Genomic DNA, 20,517 nt, shown 5'->3' with positions numbered 1-20,517 from the left:
AAAAGCATCGAACTAGTTCATTGTGAACTAAACTCGATACCTGATTCAGTCTTGAAATATCATTCACCAATAAATAGAGGACCGGATCGGTGCTTGATTTCTTCCTCCAGTTGTTCAGGATAAGCAATGAGGAAGCATGTGGATGGTCCTGATGATTTTGCAATATCGACTTTATTACTTATATGCACAGAAACACCTTCACCATTTTGATCCAGATGCCCCCATTCATATGCTATCCCTTTTGAACCGACTGGAAGTGCCTGAACACCTTCCATTTCACAAAGGCTTTTATATAAAGATAACGGCGCGACCCAATCTTGCTGGTCCATTACTTCTTCTCCAACGAGCGGCCTGCCGATCAGAGCTATTTTCCGTAAAGGATGCTGCTTTTTAACGGATTTATTCGTTCGTTTACCGATCACCATAAGTCCAAGTGCTGATTGAAGAAGCGGCATGTTACTTTCAGTGCTGCCTGTAATGGGGAGATCCTCCATTCCCAATTCACTCAGCCCCTTCCTGACACCCCTAGTCAAGTCCTCCCAGGCTTGATCGCCGCAAAAATTATTTAGAACGACGGATACTGGACTCCCGCCAACGCCCAAACATTCCATGACGGCAACCCGAAAGGAATAATATCCAACGACCTCATAAGGGACATGGACAAGATCTTTTTCCTTCAGGCCGATTCCGCCGCTATTATCACTTGAAATAATCAAAGAATCTGATTCGGAAAATGGCAAAATCAATGAATCACTCATTCTGCGAGTCCATCTTTAAAAATCATTTTTTTCAAGACAGGCTCCAAGCGTGGCAGTAAAAGGCCAGCCAATGCTACATTTACCGCCGTCGCTGCCGTCAATCCCGGAACCAATAACGTGTAAAAACCAGGGCTGATCAGAAATACGAAAGGCAGGGCTAAAATGAAGGCATTACCGATAAAGAAGAGGAAAAATGCGCCTATTTTTTTTCCGTTTATATATAAAATGCTAAACATCCATGTCAGGACCGCCATTTCGACCATGATCAAAAAATGGAATGGCCCAAGTGGCATGCCGCCGAATAACGCTGAAATGATATGGCCAAGCCCAGCTACAATAGCCCCCGATACCGGTCCAAGTATGACAGCCGCCAAAAGGGCCGGAAAACTATCCAAAGCGATACTCCCGATCGGGGAAGGGATTTTAATCATTGCCCCTACCGCCGATAAGGCAATGAATATAGCAATTGCACTAATTTTTCTTACATCCATGTTTACTCTTTTTCCTTCCTTTTCCCTCCACGGAATACATTTGCGCTGCGGATATATTCCACATCTTTCACACCAAGACGGAAGTTGATCACACGTGCAACGGCAAAGAAGTAATCCGACAAACGATTTAAATATTGAAGTGATAATGGTGAAACGGCCACACCAGACTTGATCAATGAAACGACCAATCGTTCCGCCCTTCTTGTAACGGTACGGGCGATGTGAATGGTTGCAGCCGCTTTTGAGCCGCCAGGCAGGATGAACTTTTCCAATTCCGGCGCTTCAAGTATGAAGGCATCTATTCGTTCTTCCAAATAGGTAATGGCCTCCTCCGTCAGCTTTTGTGGGGCCTTCTCGGAAACGGTTGCCAAATCACCGCCGCAGTCAAACAGCTCATGCTGGATTTTCTCTAGATCGGCCAGTACATCCGTAAATATCGCTGAATCCAATTCTGTCACCGCAAGACCGATATAGCTATTCACTTCATCGACCGTTCCATAAGATTCAACACGGATGTCATCCTTATCAAGCCGACCTCCGATTACGCTTGTTTGTCCCCTATCCCCTGTACGTGTATAGATTTTCATCCCAATTGCCTCCTCTACTTTATTTGCTGGTTCATTCCATACCAGATGATATCAACGCGACTGGATATGGATGCTACATCTTGAAAGACCCATCCGCAAGCATCGCGCCATCTGCGATCTTTTGCTTCGATCGGGACAATGCCTTTGGAAATATCAGAACCGATCACAATGCAATTGTGCTCATCCTTTTCTTTCTCCCATATTCGCCAATCAGCCATGATTTCCTTCCATCTTTTTCGAATCGAATCTGAATCCATCTTTTCTGCATCTTGTTGAATCCATGCATCCAACCCTTGCAATACAACAGTCTTGCCTTGAAAACCATTCAATTCAGGCTGTTCTTTTCGATAACCGGACAGCCAAAGGACATCATTTTCCAAACCATACAATTGCTTTACCCATTTAGTTTTCCCATTATAGGCGCCTCCTGTAACAAAGTGCAGCGTTCTCCCCTCCTTAAGCTTTCCCGGTCTTCCCATATCAGCTCATATCCCCTGCCATGGGAAATTTCCCAATCAAAAAAGGACTTTTCCTTCGGGGCATGGCGGACCAGTAAATCACGAATTACCCCTCCATGTGTCATTAGGGCAATTCGGTTCTCCTTACAGGCAATCAAATGGTTCCAGCCATTATTCACACGCTCGGAAAATGCCGGATAGCTTTCACCCCCGGGCACAAGGGCCTCCATGGGACGTTCCAGCCAATTTAGATAATCTCGATCTGTCTTCAACTCATGATACGTCCGACCTTCCCAACTGCCGAAGTTCATTTCACGGAACAAAGGATCTTTGACCGGAACTGCATGTGGAAACAGCAGTCGTGCAGTTTCCACACAGCGGTGCAAATCACTGCTGTGAATTTTTTCATACTTTGGGTAAGAGCCTCTTAATTCCATTATTTCCCTTTCTCCTTTGATGCTTAATGGGGAATCGGTCCAGCCTAAGTAGGCCTTTCGCTCATTTGCTTCCGTCAGCCCATGGCGAAGTAGTGTAATAGCCACAATATCAGCCATAACCAAAGCTCAACCCCTTCCACGGATGCCCCCAGTACATCCCCCGTTATCCCACCGAACCAACTGACGATTTTACGTTTTATATAAACCAGGAAAAATACCGCAGCCAGACACATGATGAAAAATAAGGTGACAAGCTTAAGATCGATGATCCAGGCAACCGCCAGACTTACAAGTAGGTACAGCCAATAAATGGGCAAACTGCTTTTCTTTACTGCACTTTGAAAAAAAGCACCGAGCCCCTCTTTTTTAGCCAGCGGCATCCGGATGAGCAAATAACCCATCACGCATTTGCTTAAGAGTGGAAGGGCAATGATCAGGAAGTATGTCCATTCATTTACCCTTTGGACAATTTCATAGATAAATAGAAACCGGGCGGCCAATAGGACTATGACAGAGATGACACCGAATGCACCTGTCCTGGAATCCTTCATGATTTCCAATCGCCGCTCTTTATCCTGATAGGAAAAAAAAGCATCACTTGCATCGATCCAGCCATCGAGATGCAAACCTCCCGTTAATGCCATCGTCAAAAACCAAAGGAAAAAGGCAATCGCAAGCGATGACAATGGGGTCCATTCCACGAGCGCATACAAAACACCACCCAATATCAAGCCTAGCAAAAGACCTACCAACGGAAAGGTTTGAATGGCACGGTGAATATATTTCTTCTCCATCGGAAGCTGCTTCTTTATTGGAAAAACCGTAAAGAACTGCAGGTTAATTAAAAACCCGATCACTCCGCTCATTCCTGCATGCACCCTTTCTTCCGCAATGGAATTCCCGCTTCTACAAGATAGGCTTCATCGGCCTGCCCGACGATCGTTTGATGAAGCTGGCCCAGTGTTTTTCCGTATATATGAAGGAAATCATCCTGGAAAATCGGTTCCTGCACCAATTCATTGCTCACGACTATTAAACAGCTGGATTGTTTTCTTATCTCATTGATTCCGGTTATTATTTTTGAAAAAACGCTATCTAAAAATTCTTCTTCAAGCGGAATACCAGGGCCAAATAGCTCGTTATCAAGCAGGGTTGTCAGACAATCGAGCAGAATGATGGAATCCTGATCAATGTCCTCCCCTATCCTTGTAATATCCGTTGCATATTCAGAAGTTTTCCAAGCAATCGGGCTGCTTTCTCTATCCTTCCGGTGCCGAAGGATGCGTTCACCCATCTCCACATCACTGATACGGCCACAGGCCAGGTAATGCAAGTTCCCATCCGTTTGGAGTGCATACTCCAGTGCTTTTCTTTCTGCGAAGCTGCTTTTTCCGGAACGAACACCCCCGGTTATAAAACAGAGCCTTGCTTTCTCCACTGTCTTACCCCCTCCATCAATGCTTCGTTATCATGTTCACTCTTCACTGCAAACCGAAGCCACCTTCCATCCAAACCGGGAAAATTATAGGTATGACGCGGTACGATTCCCTTTTTCAGCAAAAAGGGGAAAAGGGATAAGGATTCATCCTTCACCAAATAAAAATTGACTGTGCTATCGGAGACATTCAACCCTTGCTCCTCATAAAACCGGAATAGTTTTTGCTTTTGCCATGCAATATAGTCTCTTGTTTTTCTCAAATAAGCCTCTTCTGCAAGACAGATTTTCCCTACTTCAAGTGCCACATGGTTGACGCTCCAATGCGGTTTATAATTTCTTACCCGTTTTATGATGTCAGGTGCAGCAAGCAAATAGCCCAGTCTCAAACCCGGAATTGCAAAGATTTTAGTCATTGATCTTAGAATGAGTAAATGTGGAAATATATTGATTAAAGAAGCATAACTAAAGGCATCCTCAGTAAAATCATAAAAAGCCTCATCCAGGACTACCAGGCAGTCCGCTTTTTGGCATTCAATGATCAATTCCCTAACTGTATCCCGCTTAAATGAAACACCCGTCGGATTATTAGGCGTACATAAGAAAATTGCATCATATTCGGGTAATCGGGGAATCAATCGATCCAAGTCCAATTGCCACTCAGGAGCATCAAGCTGGTGAAAATCGACCTTACATCCTGCTGCCAAACAAGCTTCAGCATATTCCGCAAATGCCGGCTGAATGATTAGCACCCTTTTATTGGCTAATCCGTTCGCTACCAACATGATGATTTCAGCACCACCGTTCCCAATCAAAACGGATTGCTCAGGAAGCGCTTCTTTTTTTGCCATTGTTTTTGTCAGTTCAATGGCATGCGGATCTGGGTATTGAAGGATTCCTTCAAAAAAACCAGACCACTGTTCCTTTATGCATAAAGGCGGACCCAATGGGTTGATATTAGCACTGAAGTCGATAATCGATTCAGGCATCTCGATTTCCAGCGCTTCGTAAAGATAATGAGGATTAGAGCCATGAGAAGGTAATGTCAAGAATAAGTCCCCCTAGCCATAGCATCAGCAGAAAAAGAAATGATGACCGATGCATGATGGTAATCGTTTTTGGTATATGTTTTGCTTCCAATCGAACAAGCGGAACTCCCATCCTCGCACGGTCGGAAACAACTCCTTTGTACATATTCCGGCCTCCAAGCTGTATTCCCAAAATGGCAGCAACACCTGCTTCACACCACCCACTATTCGGGCTTGGATGTTTTTTTGCGTCATTGAATAATATCTTCCATCTGGCACCAAATCCATGATGGCCGGATTTCGAGCTTAGCAACATCAGGAATCCGGTGAGGCGGCTGGGAATCCAGTTGACGATATCATCGAGCTTGGCTGAAGCCCAGCCGAATTGCCCATATTTATCATTTTTGTACCCTACCATGGAATCGCAGGTATTAATCGCCCTGTACATCATCGCGAGCGGCGCACCGCCAAATGCTGCCCAAAACATCGGTGCCGTAATCCCATCACTGGTATTTTCCGCTACGGTTTCCACGGTGCCCCTGACTATTTCGGATTCATCAAGATCAGCAGTATCACGGCCAACGATATAGGAAAGCTTTAGCCTCGCTTCAGGAAAATCCCGTTCATTAAGCGGATTGCAAACATCCATCCCAGCTTGCTTCAAGCCCTTCTGAGCTATCGTAGTGGAAATGACAGCAGCTTCCCAAAGGATGCCTGCAAGCGGGTGGATCTGATAAGCCAAATAGACGGTAAGACCAGTAATCAATATCACCGCCGATACGACGATGATCAACATGAAGAATCCATTCCGTTTCTTATATGCCCCTCTATTGAATGCCAGGTCCAACTTGCTTATCATCGTTCCTATCCATTTGACTGGATGCGGCCAATTTGGCGGATCACCAATTAATAGATCAAGGAAAAACGCCAGCGTAACTGCAAAAAGATGATGATAAATCATAAATCCTCAATCCGTTTCCGAGTATTCTTTACTGCTTCCACTGTACAATCATAAACACCACGGCTGATCAGCTTCCCTAACGGAGTGATGGTGCCCGCATATTGAAGCTTTGCCCCTCTTTGAGTTGCCGCAATCAAAATGCTGTCTGTCGATGTTCCCGTTGCACATGTATTTGTCACCTTATCCATGACATGCAAATCATGAAGCGCTTTTACTTTTGCCTCGGTCGCAGTAACTATGCTGTGGATGAAAGCCTCTTCTGCCAAATGACCATTTACGAATATCCAAGTATTTATCGTTCCTGGAGCGGAACTCCAAGAATGCCGGTCTGCTAAGGAAGCGTCGATAGCATTGCCTACACCAGCCGTCACGATAATGAAAACCGAGAAATCTTCAGCTCTTAATAGCTTGAAAGCAACCGTGTCGAGAAAGACGGCTGTCATCATCCCTACCGTTTCCTGAGGTTCAAAACCATGAGTCTTTAAATAGTCGGCCATTTCAACATGATGATCCTCGCAATCATAACCATGATGGACGTGCCTATTCACAAAATATTTATGCCAGCCCGTCCCTGAACCAGTCACTCCAGAAGACATCGTTCTAAGCGGAATCGGAGAATCCAATTGAATCATCTCTTGACCGACTGTCAAATAAGAACCATCGATTTCCAATGGGATAGTATCATGGCCATGCTTTTCCGGAACGATGAACATCTGCGGTTTCGGAAGGCCAGGATGTGGATGTTTTTCGATCGTCGTATGATATACATCCTGAATCCGTTCCTGTTGGAGCACTTCGTTCGGCACATCAACAACCTGAATCTGCCCTTTCTCAAGCAACATAAGCCGATCACAATATAATCCAGCCAAATTCAAATCATGAAAAATTGAAATAACGGTCAAGTTCTGCTCTTTTGCCATTTTCCTCATTAGATCCAGAAGATCTTTTTGATAGGAAAGATCCAAGTGGTTCGTAGGTTCATCCAAAAAAAGGATTTCCGGCTCTTGGGCAAGTGCCTGTGCCAGCAAGACCCTTTGTCTCTCCCCTCCTGATAATCGTTCAAAATGAAGGTCCTGAAAATCAGCTACTCCCGTTTGTTCCATAACTCGTTGGACAATCGATTCATCTTCTGCGGACCAACTGTGGAACCAACCTGATTGATGAGCATATCGCCCAAGTGAGACCGTCTCTTTTACTGTATAGGAGAAAGCTAATGAGGAATGTTGGGGGAGCACAGCAATGACCTGTGCAAGTTGTTTTGACGAATAATCCTTCAAATCCCTACCTCTAATCCGTACGCTTCCGCCTTTATAATCGAGCACCCCGCTAAGCATGCTTAAAAGCGTCGTTTTTCCGCTGCCATTTGGACCAAGAATCCCGAATAATTCCCCTTTATGTACATCAAAAGAGACAGAGTCCAAAACAGCTTTGTTATGATATCCACCTGTTAACCCTCTTACTTCAAGCATCCGTTTTTACCCTTCTCTCCGTCTCTTTAATAAAATCAGCGCAAATGCAGGTGCCCCGATAAGTGAGGTGATCACCCCGATCGGCAGTTCCGATGGGGCAATGATCGTTCGTGCCACAAAATCCGCCAATATTAAGAATCCGCTTCCTACCAACAATGACAAAGGAAGTAGATGTTTATGGTCAGGCCCCCAAATCTTTCGGACAAAATGAGGAATGACCAATCCTACAAAGCCAATCGCCCCTGAAACGGCAACGGCTGCCCCCGTCAATGTCGAACCGGCTATCAAGATCCACATTTTCCGCCGCTTAACATTCACACCTAAGTGCTTTGCCCGGTCTTCCCCGAAAGTCATCGCATTCAATTCACTTGTATTCATGATCAAAATCAATGAGCCAATGATAAAAAACGGCAAAATGATTGCAATGTAATTCCAACCTCGCATTGAAACGCTTCCCATCAGCCAGCCGATGATTTGTCTTAATTCATCACCCGTCAGCGCAATCATCAATGAAATGAAGGCACTTAAAAATGAGCTGAAAATGATTCCCGTTAAAATGATCGTTTCCACTTTCATCGATCGATCCATTTTTTTTGCGAAAGTCAGTACGCAAAGCATCGTGAGCACTGAGCATAAGATGCTCAATGCCGGAAGAGTATATAAACCGATGAACGGCAGTGAAATATTCAAGAATATTGTCAATACGGCGCCTACCGATGCTCCTGATGAAATACCCAATGTGTAAGGATCAGCGAGCGGGTTCCGGAGCAGTCCCTGAAAAGCCGCACCCGCAATCGCAAGTGATGCCCCGACCAAACCCGCAAGCAATACACGCGGCAGGCGGATGTTCATCACGATATTCGTAAGCATCACATCCGGATCAGCAGAAATCGGCAAATGGAAAATCTCCTTGCCGATTATTTGTATAAGTACGGGAATCGGTACTGGCACCGAACCAAAGGAAATGCCTATCGTCATCGCGAATAACAAAATGAACAACGCAATCAAATAAGCAAAAGCCCATTTAGTTGTCAAATAGGTTCGGATAGACTGATTTGGCAAGTTCCTCTACTCCCTCTATTAAACGTGGACCGGAACGGGTCACCAAGTCTGAATGGACATCAAAGACTTGGCCATTCTTAACGGCATTTACGTCTTGCCATCCCTTTCGGCCCGTCACTTCACTAACTGGATCTTTCGTATAATAACCATACGTTGTAATGATGACATCCGGATTTGCAGCAATCATCGACTCTTCATCAATTTTTGCCCATCCGTCCAATTCTGCAGCAGCATTATCCGCTGAAATGATAGTAAGCATCTCATTCATGAAAGTATTTTTACCAGGTGTGTATATTTCCGGTGAAGGCGAAACTTCCACTAAAACGGTCTTCCTATCCTCTTCCTTTACGGATTTGGCCTTTTCCTGGATATCCTTGAGCTTCGTTTTCATATCCGTAACGATTTCTTTTGCCTTATCCTGTTCCCCCGTTGCCTGTCCAATCATTTCAATAGACTTATAGACTTGGTCAAAGCTTTGTGCATCATTGACTACAAGGACATCTATTCCAGCATCCTTAAGCTGTTTTAAACCCTCATTCGAATTATGGGCACTTGATGCATGCGCAAGAACAAGATCAGGCTTCATGGAGACAATCAGCTCCGTGTTCATTTCCATTCCGCCAACTTTTTCAATTTCTTTCGTTTCTTCCGGGTAATTATCATTGTCGGATACACCAACGACATTTTTACCCAAACCAAGTGCAAAGACCACTTCCGTATTACTTGGTATCAACGAAACGATTTTCTTCGGTTTTTGTTCTATCGTCACTTTTTCCCCAGTTGCATCTTTAATCGTAATCGGGAAAGCTTCGTGTTGAGCATGATTCGTTTGTTGCTTTTCTTTTCCTTCATCAGCAGCGTCACTGCAGCCAACCATCAATCCTGCAGTAAGCAACATCAACAGTATCAGACCAAAAATCTTCTTCATTTTCATTCCCCACAATCTTTTCATTTAATTTCTTCCCACCTAAATAAAGAAAACGCATTCCTGGAAGATGCCCCAAAACAAAAAGCACCTCCCGTTAAACGGAAGGTGCTTGCATGGCAACAATATCATTACGGACTCTTTCTTAGGGTCTGCCACACACCTTCCCATCCGCGTAGGTTACAGGTGTACGAATTCTGGCAGGTCTCCTGGCTCATGGTCATCGTCAACGGCACCTTCCCATATCTCATACAGTGGTACATAGCCGTCAGCTCCCATATACAGTGGCGGGACCGCGTTGGCATTTCACCAACTTCCCTTTTAAGTCATTAAGACACCAAATCGTTCATATGTATATAATTTTCACTGCCTTCATTATACACCATGTAAGAATCGATTATTATATGATTTTTCTGAACAAATTCGAAATGCACCATCCATCTTCAATGATTAGAAGCATTTTCTATCAGCGACGCGAACCCACCGACTGATAATCCGGGTGAAATCCGAACTCGATGCAGGGCATACATCCCTTGGTCCCTTGAAGCTCCTCCAGGTTCAGTAGTGACTGCCATCTTGTATCCGGCCTCTTCTGACACCCTAAGACTCTCCTCATTATACCGACCAACAGGATAGGAAAGCACTGTCGTGTCCTGTTTGAGGATACGATCGAACAGATCCTTTGACTGGACCATTTCAGCTTCTTGCTGTACTGCCGTCATGCGGTTCAGCTCCAAATGGTTGATGGTATGGCTTTCGATCGAAATACCATTCCTGCTCATCACCAACATTTGATCTTCAGTCAGGTGATGACCTTTATCAATGGACTTACCGATCATGAAGACAGTTGCTTTCATATCATTTTCTTTTAATATCGGAAAAGCCTCCGTGTAGTTATCTGTATAGCCATCATCAAAAGTAAGCCAGACGCACTTCTCACTTGGCATCCGATTCTCGGTTAAAACGAGGTATGCTTCTTCAGGGGATAATGTATAGTAACCATTCTCCCGAAGCCAAGCCATCTGTGCTCGGAATTCCTCAATTGGAACCCGAAGTCCATTCCCTTCAGAAATGCTGTGATACATCAAGATTGGAAGCCTGACCGGGGACTTGGCCATTATCCAGTCTCCCGTATCGATCTGGCCATCCAAATCCTGACCAGTCTCAGTCTCATTCTCGGCCGCTTCGACCACTTCAATGTCATCTTCCGCAATCGGTGCAGCCGTTTTTATGCCTATACCCTCTACAATCCCTTGTGAACATCCAGGTAAAATTAAAATTCCCAGCAATGCCACCATCCATAAAACTCTATATCTTTTCACTATCATTCCCCTAATTTTTTCTAGTATAATAGTATCAGAATACTATTCGATAATAAAGTATTCCATTTAAAGAATTAATAGGAAAACAAAAGGGCATAGTGATTTGCTGAGCATTTATGAAGATTTTTTTTCATAAGTATGTGCTATAAGCTTGAAAAGTTTGCCTATAAGAAATATAATAAATAAGTCGTCGACTTAAATATATGTCCCAGTAGCTCAGCAGGATAGAGCGACAGCCTCCTAAGCTGTAGGTCGTAGGTTCGATTCCTATCTGGGACGCTAATTTGAAAAACCCAGTTACAATGCAGTTCTTCCGCATCGTAACTGGGTTTTTTTCTGTGATTTATGTGACGGTCAGAAAATTTAACCACTACTTCATCAATCCCTATAGATATAAAAAAATCCGAGCCCTGTAAAAAACAGAACTCAGATTTTTATTATATTTAGACTTCAAACAAATTCCAATTAGCTATACTTACTTTTCAATTAAACCTATCTCATTGATTTTTTCTTCAAAAACAGGTCCGAAACTTTCAGAATAAGTATTCGTTAAATGTCTATTGTCACGGTAAATTATAACATTACCTATAATGGGCTGGAATTTACCGTTTACCTTGAAGTAATCTGTTAAGTCAATTTTATGCAAGGATTTATTCTCTTTTTCAAATTGTCTCCAAAAGCTTTCGTCTTTCTGATTATCTGCTGAATTCATTTTTTTTGTAGTTTCTTCTAGTCCATCTGTTTCTAATGATTCCAGTACGTTAAAACTATATCTTGGATCATCACGAATCGCTAACACTTCAATACCATATTCATCTTTAACATACTGCAGCTGATCGACCATTTGCTGTTGTATTTTATTATTAGGCGAATCAGAAGCTGTGGCGTGAGAAATGACAAGATCTACATCTGCATCCTTTAGATAATCGAGAACATTATTGACCCAGATACCTTTCAAATCATCATCCGCATAACCTGTTGAAAAACGTGTACCTGAACGAGTCATATTCAATACACGATAATTATCATCTTTTGTTGCTTCTAAAATGGCACCTAACCAATGCTCTGAATGGGAACTGCCGATCAGGGCAATTGTAGCATCGTAATTTTCAGTTTTGCCATATTTCCCAATTTTCAAGTCACTTTCCTTTAACCCTTGGTTACTGCCGTCCAAATGCGCTTTTGGTAAATCATCAAAGACTTCAGAATATGACGGAATTGGTTCTTGATCAGGTATATCGTCAGGGTTTTTTACAGCTAACGCTCCTGGATAATTTTTATCGTTTATATTATTTTCCAGCTTATTTTTATCTATATATACTCCAATTAAAAGAGAGGCAATCAAGAGTACATTCACACTGCCCATTAACCCGATTCTCTTGAATGAGAATTTATTGTCCTTTGAGCTTCGGATTGGTTCTTCTATAAATCGAGTCATTAAAAACGAAAGGGCAATTGATGAAATGATAATAAGAGTCCCAACGATGAATCCTGGAGTTTCCTGGACATTATAACGGTAGAACTCCAATAATACCCAATGCCACAAATAGATTCCAAAGGCTATTCCACCTAGCTTCACCATTACCGGGGAACCTAAAAAGCGTTTGACACCATATTTCGTATCGCGTGTACCAGACAAAACAATGAATAATGCGCAGGTCATTGGCCATAAGGCAATATACCCTGGAAACATTTCAGATACATTGAAGACTATTCCAGTTAAAACTAATCCGATTAATCCGAGCCAGCCTATCACTGTAGCAATATATTTATTTACCTTGATTAATGATAAATTGATACAGAGCAAACTGCCTAAAGCAAATTCCCACACACGTGTCATCGTAATGAAATAAGCCCATGGCTGATTGACAGAGGTTAAATATATGGAATATATAAGAGAAGAAACAAATAATATGACTAAAATAGTATTGATTAATGTTTTTACTTTAGTTAATTTATATTTTTTTATTAAAAATAAAATTAAAGTGAATACCAAAAACCAGATGATATAAAATTGTCCTTGTATGGACAAAGCCCAAAAGTGTTCAACAGGCGTTTTCATTTGGCTGGAATCTAAATAATCCGTGCTCGAAAATGCCAATTGCCAGTTTTGGTAGAAAAACATGGAGGCAAATACTTCATGTAAAGTTTTATCTAAAATTGATTTAGGTAATAAAAACCAACTTAAAACGAGAACGATTGCAAGAATAAAAAATACAGAAGGAAGTAATCTTTTCATTAACTTTGTGACATATGGCAGAAAACGATATTCCCCTGTTCGATTAATTGTGGAAACGATTGAAGTGGTAATAAGAAAACCTGAAATTACAAAGAATACATCAACCCCGCCGGAAACACGATTTAACCATATATGATATACCGCTACCAGCAGTGCCGCAACAACGCGTAACCCTTCGATCTCGGGTCTGAATTTACTCTCAATATTAATTAATGGTTGTTTCATTTGATTCTATCTCCTACTTTTTCGTCATGCATACAATTTAAAATTATATCACTTTACAATAATGATTTGTCAATATAGTAGAAAAGGTTCTTTAAAGTTCGGAGCTTCTTCCAACTTATCAACCAGGACACTTACAGAAAATGTATGTTACCTGGATACGAAGCCCCCTCGCTTTTCCATTCATTGAAAAAGAACGTTACTTTATAAAAAAGGTCAGTCCACCAGGCACTAACAAAAACGTGGGCATGCTCCAACTGACCGGGTTTATTAAACTGTCAAATTCAAGAACATCCCCGCAAAAAAACGAACAATACAATTCAAACTGTTTGATTGTAAAAGGAGGTTTGTTTTATTACATGGATTTCTGGATAAAATCATGCTTTTTTTAAAATTTATGTTTTAACCTGTCCCATCCGGGTATAAAAATACTGTAAGACATTCTCACCAAAGGAGATGATGTGCATGATGAGTACAATCAGAAGCCAATGGAACAAAGAGAATGACGCAGCGGTGTTTAGTCCCGGTGATCAGCGTTAGAGTCAATGGAAGCGTTAGATGATAATCAAGTATGGGAATTACTAGTCTTCTCATCCAAAGGAGGAGGATACGATCATGAGTATTTACAGCCTATGGAATCCAGAGAATGATGAAGCAATTTTCAGTCCGGGTGATCAGAAACCATTCAGTACACTTACACGAGTAGATTCGGATAAACACACACACACTGACAAAACACTTGAATATGAATTACATGGCACCGTACTGAATGAAGTTTAACAGAAGCAGATATATGGAAAGGGATGGAGCACTCGCTCCATCCCTTTCTGCCGTCATTTTCATTTATAAGGATTTCGCCATTTCAAATAACCCCATAAAAAAAGAGCCCTTTCACCACGGAGCTAAAGGTGAAGGACTCTTTTCTTTTATTTATCGAATTTCAGTTTTGCCAAGGCATCCGCCAAGGCAGTATTGATCGGCTCTTCTTTATTTTGCTTTTTCATATAATTGGAGACTTCATTTTTGGATACTTTTTGATTTTTATTTTGCCCTCTTCGTTTATTGTAAGAAGAAAGTTTTTCGTGAAAACCGCACTTACAAGTGAATGTCTGTGCTTCTCCTTGACCGCGCATTTCCATCTTTTTATGACATTGTGGGCATCTAGCATTTGTTACACGTGAAACACTTTTTTTATGGCCACATTCTCGATCTTGGCAGACAAGCATTTTTCCCTTTTTACTATTCACTTCAAGCATCAGCTTGCCGCAATCAGGACATTTCGTTCCTGACACGTTATCATGCTTGAATTTTTGGTCACTATTTTTGATTTCATGGACGATATTTTTGGCGTAGGCGCGCATATCGCCGATGAAAGCCTGTTTTGGCAGCTTCCCTTTTGCAATCGCGGTTAGCTTCTGCTCCCATTGAGCTGTCAAAGCTGGAGATCGCAGGTCTTCAGGTGCCAATTGAAGAAGTTGTTTTCCTTTCGAGGTAACATGAAGGCCCTTTCCCCTCTTCTCGATCAGGAAGCTATTGAACAGCTTTTCAATAACGTCAGCACGCGTTGCAACAGTTCCGATCCCGCCAGTTTCACCCAAGGTCTTGATGAGCTCTTTGCTTTCCCCTGCCATGAAACGAGCAGGATTTTCCATTGCCGAAAGAAGCGACCCTTCATTGAATGGTTCCGGCGGTTTCGTTTCACCCTCTGTTTGTTTCATGGTCGAAATGGTTAAATTGTCACCTTTTTGAACGTTCGGAAGCAGCTGCTCTGCAAGGCCATCTTTAGCTTCTTCCTCATCGAATTGGTGATCATAAACTTCCTTCCAACCTGACTTCAGGACGACCTTCCCTTTTGCCATGAACGTCTCCTGCCCCATTTTTGCGGTGATGGTCGTTTGTTCATATTCAAAAGGCGGCATCAATACAGCAAGGAACCTTTTCACGACCAAATCATAGATTTTCGATTCTTTGTCGCTCAGTTTTCCCGGCAGCGGTGTTTGCTCAGTAGGGATGATTGCATGGTGATCGGAAACCTTGCTATCATCCACGAACGATTTATTGACCTTAATCGGGCTGCGCAGGATCCTCGATGCATACTGGGCATATGGCTTTATGCTTACAGCCTGTAATCTTTCTTTTAGCGTATCAACCAAATCCGTTGATAAAAAGCGTGAATCCGTCCTTGGATAAGTCAGGACTTTATGGCTTTCATATAAGCGCTGCATGATCGATAGCGTCTCTTTCGCCGAATAGCCGAATTTCTTATTGGCGTCCCGTTGAAGTTCAGTTAAATCATATAAAGAAGGGGCAAAACTTTTCTTATGGGACTTGTTAACTTCAACGACTTCTGCACTTTTCCCCTTCACGGCTGCAAGAACCTTTTCTGCCTTGTTTTTATCGAATGTACGGATATCTTTTGAATGGGCATCTTGCCAAACCAGGCGCAAATTAGCTTCTGCCATTGCGGATACGCCATAATATTTCCTAGGCTGGAATTGTTTTATTTCCTCTTCTTTTTTTAAGATCATCGCAAGTGTCGGCGTTTGGACCCTCCCGCAGGATAACTGGGCATTGTGCTTGGTCGTCAGGGCACGCGTGGCGTTCATCCCAACGATCCAGTCCGCTTCCGCCCTTGCTACAGCAGAGGCAAATAGGTTTTCATACTCCTTGCCATCCTTCAGGTTTTTAAATCCATCTTTGATCGCCTTATCCGTTACAGAGGAAATCCAAAGCCGTTTGACGGGCTTCTTCACATTCGCTTTTTCGAGAATCCAGCGTGCAACAAGTTCCCCTTCACGGCCTGCATCCGTTGCAATGATGACATCCTTGACATCCTTGCGGTTCAATTGTGTTTTAACCGATTGAAATTGTTTGCCTGATTGCTTGATGACGACCAATTTCAAAGTAGGCGGCAACATGGGCAGGTCCTCAAGGCGCCACGTTTTATATTTTTCATCATAAGATTCCGGATCTGCATGGGTGACTAAATGACCTAGTGCCCAAGTGACGATATACTGTTCGCCTTCAAAAAAGCCATTACCCTTTTTCCCGCAATTCAGCACTTTAGCTATATCTCTTCCGACCGAAGGTTTCTCGGCCAGTACGACTGTTTTACTCATAATAACATCCTTTCGCTTTTAAACTGATTCCTCTATTATCTCATATAATTTATGACAGGGCGATAATGCACAGCATGGCATTGATAAACAGATCGAACAGGGCTCCCCGCACCCACATATATGTAAATTAATAGATTAGATAGCAATCCTGTGCAGATTTTAGTATGATGAAACGTAGGGATTTTTTCAAATTAATTGGGAGGTTCAATATAAAATGAGCTTACTTTCTATAGATAAATTAGCACACAGCTTTGGCGACCGTACCTTATTCAAGGATGTATCCTTCCGCCTGATGGCCGGTGAACATGTAGGCCTGGTAGGGGCGAATGGTGTCGGGAAGTCAACGATGATGAATATCATTACAGGACAACTCATCCATGATGATGGCCGGGTGGAATGGACACCTGGTGTCGAATATGGCTATCTTGATCAACATACGATACTTTCTAAAGGTAAATCCATTCGCGACGTCTTAAGGGATGCATACTTACCTTTATTCGAGCAGGAAAAAGCACTGAATGAAGTTACGGAAAAAATGGGTACGGCCACTCCAGAAGAACTGGAAGAACTCTTGGAACAAATGGGTGAAATCCAGGACAAGCTGGAAGCCGGCGGTTTTTACAATCTCGATATTAAAATTGAAGAAGCGGCACGCGGTTTAGGTTTGGATGCAATCGGGTTGGACCGTGATGTCTCTGCCCTAAGCGGCGGACAACGGACAAAGGTATTATTGGCGAAGTTACTATTGGAACAACCGCAAGTCCTGCTGCTCGACGAGCCAACCAACTACTTGGATGTGGAGCATATCCGCTGGCTAAGCAGCTACTTAAAGGAATATCCACATGCATTTCTATTGATTTCGCATGATACCGAGTTCATGAACGGCGTCGTCGACGTCATCTTCCATCTTGAATTTTCTAAACTGACCCGTTACACGGCAACTTATGAAAAATTCCTTGAGCTGGCAGAATTGAATAAAAACCAACATATTAACGCCTATGAAAAACAGCGCGAATTCATTAAAAAGCAGGAAGATTTCATTGCAAAAAATAAAGCGCGCTATTCAACGACCGGCCGGGCAAAGAGCCGTCAAAAGCAATTGAATCGCATGGAACGCATCGATCGTCCAGAAACTGCAATGAAACCTACCTTCGACTTTAAAGAATCACGTGCGAGCAGCCGTTATGTCTTTGAAGGTGAAGATCTGGAAATCGGATATGACCGCCCATTGCTTCCAAAGCTATCCATGACCATCGAACGGGGAGAAAAAATTGCCGTGGTCGGCTGTAACGGAGTTGGTAAATCCACTCTTTTAAAAACGATTTTGGGTAAAATCGATCCTCTAGGCGGTAAAAGATCACTTGGGGACTTCCTTTTTTCTTCTTATTTTGAACAGGAAGTGAAAGCAGGCGATACGACGCCGATCGATGAAGTATGGAATGCATTCCCGCATCTGGACCAACCGCAAGTACGTGCGATCCTTGCCCGTGTCGGTTTGAAAAACGAGCATATTACACGTCCGATGAGCCATTTAAGCGGTGGGGAACAAGCAAAAGTGCGCCTATGTAAACTCATGCTTACCGAAAGCAATTGGCTGTTATTCGATGAACCGACCAACCATTTGGATGTAGTTGCAAAAGAAGAACTGAAACGTGCAATGAAAGAGTATAAAGGAACGATTGTCCTCGTATGCCATGAACCTGAATTCTATGAAGATTGGGTAACCAAGGTATGGGATGTAGAGGAATGGTCCGCCCAAAATTAATTTTTTCAGGGGATGTCGCAGAAGCGGCATCCCCTTTATTATGAAATAAATAAAAAGCTGACTGAAAAGTCACCTTCAGTCAGCTTTCATTTCCTCAATATGCAGCTTAAACTCGTTCCGCCACCAAGGTAAATGTTTTCGGAAGCCCGATATCATGGATTTTATGATTCGGTTCTTCCTCGAGCACTTTAATAACAAGCCCTGATTGACCTATTGACGTTATCAGTTCCCCGATTGTCCATTTACGCTGAACAACTCTTGAAAGGCTCCCTTTTTCCTCATCCGGCATATGCTTCGAAAAAGCGACCTCATTGTTTTCGATTGCCGGAGCGAAATAGTTGCCTGTTATTTTATGTTTTTTACCATTTGAAGTAATGAGCTTTGTGGAAATCGGGTGAAATTCATGCAGGACGAATCGGCCTCCAGGTTTCAGCATCTTTTTAATTTTTTCAAATAAAGGCTGCAGATCTATTAAGTAGTGAAGTACACCGAGCTCCATTAAAACCCAATCCTGATTCCCTGATTCATGCTCGGATGATAATGAAAGGACATCAGAAACGATATACTCGATGGAGACATTGGCCCCACTGGCCAGCTCATTTGCAAACATTGCATTTTCCTGGGAAAAGTCAACTACTTTCACTTCAGCTCCCAATATGGCGAGGGCAACTGCTTTAACACCGTTCGATCCCATCAAATGAGTGATTTTTTTACCGGATGTTTCTCCCATATATTTATAAAAAGGGTGCAGTCTCCATTTTGGGTTTTGCTTGATTTTCGATGCCAATTCAACGGGATCTCCATAACGATTGACCAGCGCTAAATAATTATTCTGGTTCCACGCCTGTTCATTTTCCGCTGTGAACCCCTTCTGCTCGGCAGATAAGTAAGCATGGATCTCGGAACTGCACTTTCTCATTTCTTCGTCGTATAGATAACTGTATAAGGACCTGCACCAAACCTCCATATCCCCCATCTTGATGGACAAACGATAAGGGTCCGTTTTAATGGTCGTGTTAAACCGGCAGCGCACAGCGGCAGAAATCCCCTCGACATCCATTAGAAAGGAGGCAGTCTCAGGGCTTCTTTCAGGCTTTGTTGGTGCGTATTCGGAAAAAAGATCTACTGCCTCATTAAAGACATCCCATTGTACATCAATATTGATTTTCTTATACTCACCGATGTCCACTCCTTGCACGAACAGAGCGGATCGACCTGTATATTGGTATGGGATGTTAGCTTGATCCAACATTTTCGCCATTAATGTGATTGAATGATAATAACTTGCCTTCATATGAACCTCCTAAACATCAAAAGAACATGACACTTATTCTTCTATAGCAAATTTCAAACCGGTGCTCGTAATGGCAATCAATTCTTCATCATGGCGGTCTATGCCATAAACGAGTAATGTAACGAGCATATATATCGCTCTGAACCGGGCTAAACTCTCTGTTTCCTTTTCGATTTCACCATAGATATCAAAAAAAAACCTGCGCACTTCTTTGGGGAAATAACTGTATAAAAAGGAGAAATCAATGGCTGGATTCCCGACATGAACATCTCCCCAATCAATGATACCCGCGAGAACGCCTTCGTCATCAAGTAAAACGTTCCGGATATGAATGTCTCCGTGAACGAGTGAAACCGGATGCTGAACATCCCATTCACCCAAGGTTTCAACAAAATCCTTAACCGCATGCGCCTGTTCAAAGAATCCTAGCTTTAATAGATTCGAGACATTTTCCATTAGCGATTTCTTACGATAGGATACGTCAAGCCTCATCATCCCATCAGGCTGCACACCTAAACGCATAGCCCTTTCCACAGGGAAACTGTGAAGAACCTTCAAAAAATGGGCAAACCTTTTTGCCGATTCAGCCTTATTCGCCACTGATCCTTCTACAGGCAAGTGTCCCTTTACCATTTTATAACCGGTAAAAGGATACGGATACAGTGTACTTGGTTTCCCAAAAAAGATTGGTTCAGGGATAGCAAGCGGAAAAGTGCCTGCAATGGAAGGCAAAAGCTGGTTTTCCACCTGAATCAACGTAACTGCAATAGGGCGGCGGGGAAAACGGAATACAAATTGCCCATTGATTTGTATGACCGTGTTATCGAAACCCTCCCCAAGTTGCTTGATTTCTTTCAACTCGATTTCTGGAAACTGCATCATGATCAATTTCCCCGCTAGCTCCAGCGAAACCGGATATTCTGCCAACCAAGGCTTTTCCACTCC

The 20,517-nt window shown here is 42.8% G+C and carries 19 protein-coding genes, 1 tRNA gene and 1 riboswitch; of the genes, 3 read left to right on the top strand and 17 right to left on the bottom strand.

The genetic code is table 11. The features are described 5' to 3' along the window. Positions 1-59 precede the first annotated feature (59 nt). From N0M92_RS11715 to N0M92_RS11655, 13 genes are all read right to left on the bottom strand, one after another. On the bottom strand, positions 60-758 hold the full coding sequence (locus N0M92_RS11715; RefSeq protein ID WP_260285846.1) for an ATP-binding protein: 699 nt from the start codon (positions 756-758) through the stop codon (positions 60-62). Next, a complete protein-coding gene (locus tag N0M92_RS11710; RefSeq protein WP_260285845.1) occupies positions 755-1,249 on the bottom strand; it encodes an ECF transporter S component in 495 nt (164 codons plus the stop codon). The genes N0M92_RS11715 and N0M92_RS11710 overlap by 4 nt, the downstream gene beginning before the upstream one ends. 2 nt (positions 1,250-1,251) lie before the next feature. Then, positions 1,252-1,836 carry a cob(I)yrinic acid a,c-diamide adenosyltransferase gene (locus N0M92_RS11705; RefSeq protein WP_260285844.1) on the bottom strand — a complete coding sequence of 195 codons (585 nt, stop codon included), beginning with the start codon at positions 1,834-1,836 and terminating at the stop codon, positions 1,252-1,254. Positions 1,837-1,850: 14 nt separating this feature from the next. Then, the gene (locus tag N0M92_RS11700) at positions 1,851-2,225 is read right to left on the bottom strand and encodes a bifunctional adenosylcobinamide kinase/adenosylcobinamide-phosphate guanylyltransferase (protein WP_260285842.1); all 375 of its coding nucleotides are present in this window, start codon (positions 2,223-2,225) and stop codon (positions 1,851-1,853) included. Positions 2,226-2,230: 5 nt separating this feature from the next. Next, on the bottom strand, positions 2,231-2,848 hold the full coding sequence (locus N0M92_RS11695; RefSeq protein ID WP_260285841.1) for a histidine phosphatase family protein: 618 nt from the start codon (positions 2,846-2,848) through the stop codon (positions 2,231-2,233). After that, entirely contained in the window at positions 2,806-3,597 is a 792-nt protein-coding gene (gene cobS, locus N0M92_RS11690) for an adenosylcobinamide-GDP ribazoletransferase (protein WP_260285840.1), read from the bottom strand. Before cobS ends, N0M92_RS11695 begins: the two co-directional genes overlap by 43 nt. Beyond that, positions 3,594-4,169 carry a bifunctional adenosylcobinamide kinase/adenosylcobinamide-phosphate guanylyltransferase gene (locus N0M92_RS11685; RefSeq protein WP_260285837.1) on the bottom strand — a complete coding sequence of 192 codons (576 nt, stop codon included), beginning with the start codon at positions 4,167-4,169 and terminating at the stop codon, positions 3,594-3,596. The genes cobS and N0M92_RS11685 overlap by 4 nt, the downstream gene beginning before the upstream one ends. Next, positions 4,142-5,215 carry a threonine-phosphate decarboxylase CobD gene (gene cobD, locus N0M92_RS11680; RefSeq protein ID WP_260285835.1) on the bottom strand — a complete coding sequence of 358 codons (1,074 nt, stop codon included), beginning with the start codon at positions 5,213-5,215 and terminating at the stop codon, positions 4,142-4,144. The genes N0M92_RS11685 and cobD overlap by 28 nt, the downstream gene beginning before the upstream one ends. After that, on the bottom strand, positions 5,190-6,155 hold the full coding sequence (gene cbiB, locus N0M92_RS11675; protein ID WP_260285833.1) for an adenosylcobinamide-phosphate synthase CbiB: 966 nt from the start codon (positions 6,153-6,155) through the stop codon (positions 5,190-5,192). Before cbiB ends, cobD begins: the two co-directional genes overlap by 26 nt. After that, the gene (locus tag N0M92_RS11670; protein ID WP_260285832.1) at positions 6,152-7,624 is read right to left on the bottom strand and encodes a heme ABC transporter ATP-binding protein; all 1,473 of its coding nucleotides are present in this window, start codon (positions 7,622-7,624) and stop codon (positions 6,152-6,154) included. The genes cbiB and N0M92_RS11670 overlap by 4 nt, the downstream gene beginning before the upstream one ends. Positions 7,625-7,630: 6 nt before the next feature. After that, positions 7,631-8,686, bottom strand: coding sequence for a FecCD family ABC transporter permease (locus N0M92_RS11665; protein WP_260285831.1), 1,056 nt, complete (start codon positions 8,684-8,686; stop codon positions 7,631-7,633). After that, positions 8,649-9,620, bottom strand: a complete 972-nt coding sequence (locus N0M92_RS11660; RefSeq protein WP_260285898.1) for an ABC transporter substrate-binding protein — start codon at positions 9,618-9,620, stop codon at positions 8,649-8,651. Before N0M92_RS11660 ends, N0M92_RS11665 begins: the two co-directional genes overlap by 38 nt. Positions 9,621-9,793: 173 nt before the next feature. After that, positions 9,794-9,968: riboswitch (cobalamin riboswitch) on the bottom strand. Between the two features lie 86 nt (positions 9,969-10,054). Beyond that, positions 10,055-10,909 carry a polysaccharide deacetylase family protein gene (locus N0M92_RS11655; protein ID WP_397443841.1) on the bottom strand — a complete coding sequence of 285 codons (855 nt, stop codon included), beginning with the start codon at positions 10,907-10,909 and terminating at the stop codon, positions 10,055-10,057. A 229-nt stretch (positions 10,910-11,138) separates the two neighbouring features. Here N0M92_RS11655 and N0M92_RS11650 point away from each other — a divergent pair. After that, a tRNA-Arg gene (locus tag N0M92_RS11650) sits at positions 11,139-11,212 on the top strand. 196 nt (positions 11,213-11,408) lie between these two features. Here N0M92_RS11650 and N0M92_RS11645 read toward each other — a convergent pair. Beyond that, positions 11,409-13,397, bottom strand: coding sequence for an acyltransferase family protein (locus N0M92_RS11645; protein ID WP_260285829.1), 1,989 nt, complete (start codon positions 13,395-13,397; stop codon positions 11,409-11,411). Between the two features lie 612 nt (positions 13,398-14,009). Here N0M92_RS11645 and N0M92_RS11640 point away from each other — a divergent pair. Continuing rightward, positions 14,010-14,174, top strand: coding sequence for a hypothetical protein (locus N0M92_RS11640; protein WP_260285827.1), 165 nt, complete (start codon positions 14,010-14,012; stop codon positions 14,172-14,174). A gap of 146 nt (positions 14,175-14,320) precedes the next feature. On the opposite strand, the gene N0M92_RS11635 is transcribed toward N0M92_RS11640, so the two are convergent. Continuing rightward, entirely contained in the window at positions 14,321-16,513 is a 2,193-nt protein-coding gene (locus tag N0M92_RS11635) for a DNA topoisomerase III (RefSeq protein ID WP_260285826.1), read from the bottom strand. Between the two features lie 214 nt (positions 16,514-16,727). Here N0M92_RS11635 and N0M92_RS11630 point away from each other — a divergent pair, with 214 nt between their 5' ends. Then, positions 16,728-18,278 carry an ABC-F family ATP-binding cassette domain-containing protein gene (locus N0M92_RS11630; protein ID WP_260285825.1) on the top strand — a complete coding sequence of 517 codons (1,551 nt, stop codon included), beginning with the start codon at positions 16,728-16,730 and terminating at the stop codon, positions 18,276-18,278. Positions 18,279-18,384: 106 nt separating this feature from the next. Here N0M92_RS11630 and N0M92_RS11625 read toward each other — a convergent pair whose 3' ends face one another. Together N0M92_RS11625 and N0M92_RS11620 are read right to left on the bottom strand one after the other, a co-directional pair. Next, complete coding sequence (locus tag N0M92_RS11625; RefSeq protein ID WP_260285824.1) at positions 18,385-19,572, bottom strand: class I SAM-dependent methyltransferase; 1,188 nt, start codon at positions 19,570-19,572, stop codon at positions 18,385-18,387. Between the two features lie 33 nt (positions 19,573-19,605). Next, entirely contained in the window at positions 19,606-20,514 is a 909-nt protein-coding gene (locus N0M92_RS11620) for a phosphotransferase (protein WP_260285823.1), read from the bottom strand. Positions 20,515-20,517 lie beyond the last annotated feature (3 nt).

The organism is Peribacillus aracenensis, from assembly GCF_025175645.1.
GTDB lineage: Bacteria > Bacillota > Bacilli > Bacillales > DSM-1321 > Peribacillus > Peribacillus aracenensis.
The sequence above is the reverse complement of the archived record's forward strand: the minus strand, read 5'-3'. Positions and strand labels throughout refer to the sequence as shown.

Coding starts and splice junctions, on each gene's coding strand:
- N0M92_RS11715 (WP_260285846.1), bottom strand. CDS start 758: ATGAGTGATTCATTGATTTTGCCATTTTCCGAATCAGATTCTTTGATT.
- N0M92_RS11710 (WP_260285845.1), bottom strand. CDS start 1,249: ATGGATGTAAGAAAAATTAGTGCAATTGCTATATTCATTGCCTTATCG.
- N0M92_RS11705 (WP_260285844.1), bottom strand. CDS start 1,836: ATGAAAATCTATACACGTACAGGGGATAGGGGACAAACAAGCGTAATC.
- N0M92_RS11695 (WP_260285841.1), bottom strand. CDS start 2,848: ATGGCTGATATTGTGGCTATTACACTACTTCGCCATGGGCTGACGGAA.
- cobS (WP_260285840.1), bottom strand. CDS start 3,597: ATGAGCGGAGTGATCGGGTTTTTAATTAACCTGCAGTTCTTTACGGTT.
- cbiB (WP_260285833.1), bottom strand. CDS start 6,155: ATGATTTATCATCATCTTTTTGCAGTTACGCTGGCGTTTTTCCTTGAT.
- N0M92_RS11670 (WP_260285832.1), bottom strand. CDS start 7,624: ATGCTTGAAGTAAGAGGGTTAACAGGTGGATATCATAACAAAGCTGTT.
- N0M92_RS11660 (WP_260285898.1), bottom strand. CDS start 9,620: ATGAAAATGAAGAAGATTTTTGGTCTGATACTGTTGATGTTGCTTACT.
- N0M92_RS11655 (WP_397443841.1), bottom strand. CDS start 10,909: ATGGTGGCATTGCTGGGAATTTTAATTTTACCTGGATGTTCACAAGGG.
- N0M92_RS11645 (WP_260285829.1), bottom strand. CDS start 13,397: ATGAAACAACCATTAATTAATATTGAGAGTAAATTCAGACCCGAGATC.
- N0M92_RS11640 (WP_260285827.1), top strand. CDS start 14,010: ATGAGTATTTACAGCCTATGGAATCCAGAGAATGATGAAGCAATTTTC.
- N0M92_RS11635 (WP_260285826.1), bottom strand. CDS start 16,513: ATGAGTAAAACAGTCGTACTGGCCGAGAAACCTTCGGTCGGAAGAGAT.
- N0M92_RS11630 (WP_260285825.1), top strand. CDS start 16,728: ATGAGCTTACTTTCTATAGATAAATTAGCACACAGCTTTGGCGACCGT.
- N0M92_RS11625 (WP_260285824.1), bottom strand. CDS start 19,572: ATGAAGGCAAGTTATTATCATTCAATCACATTAATGGCGAAAATGTTG.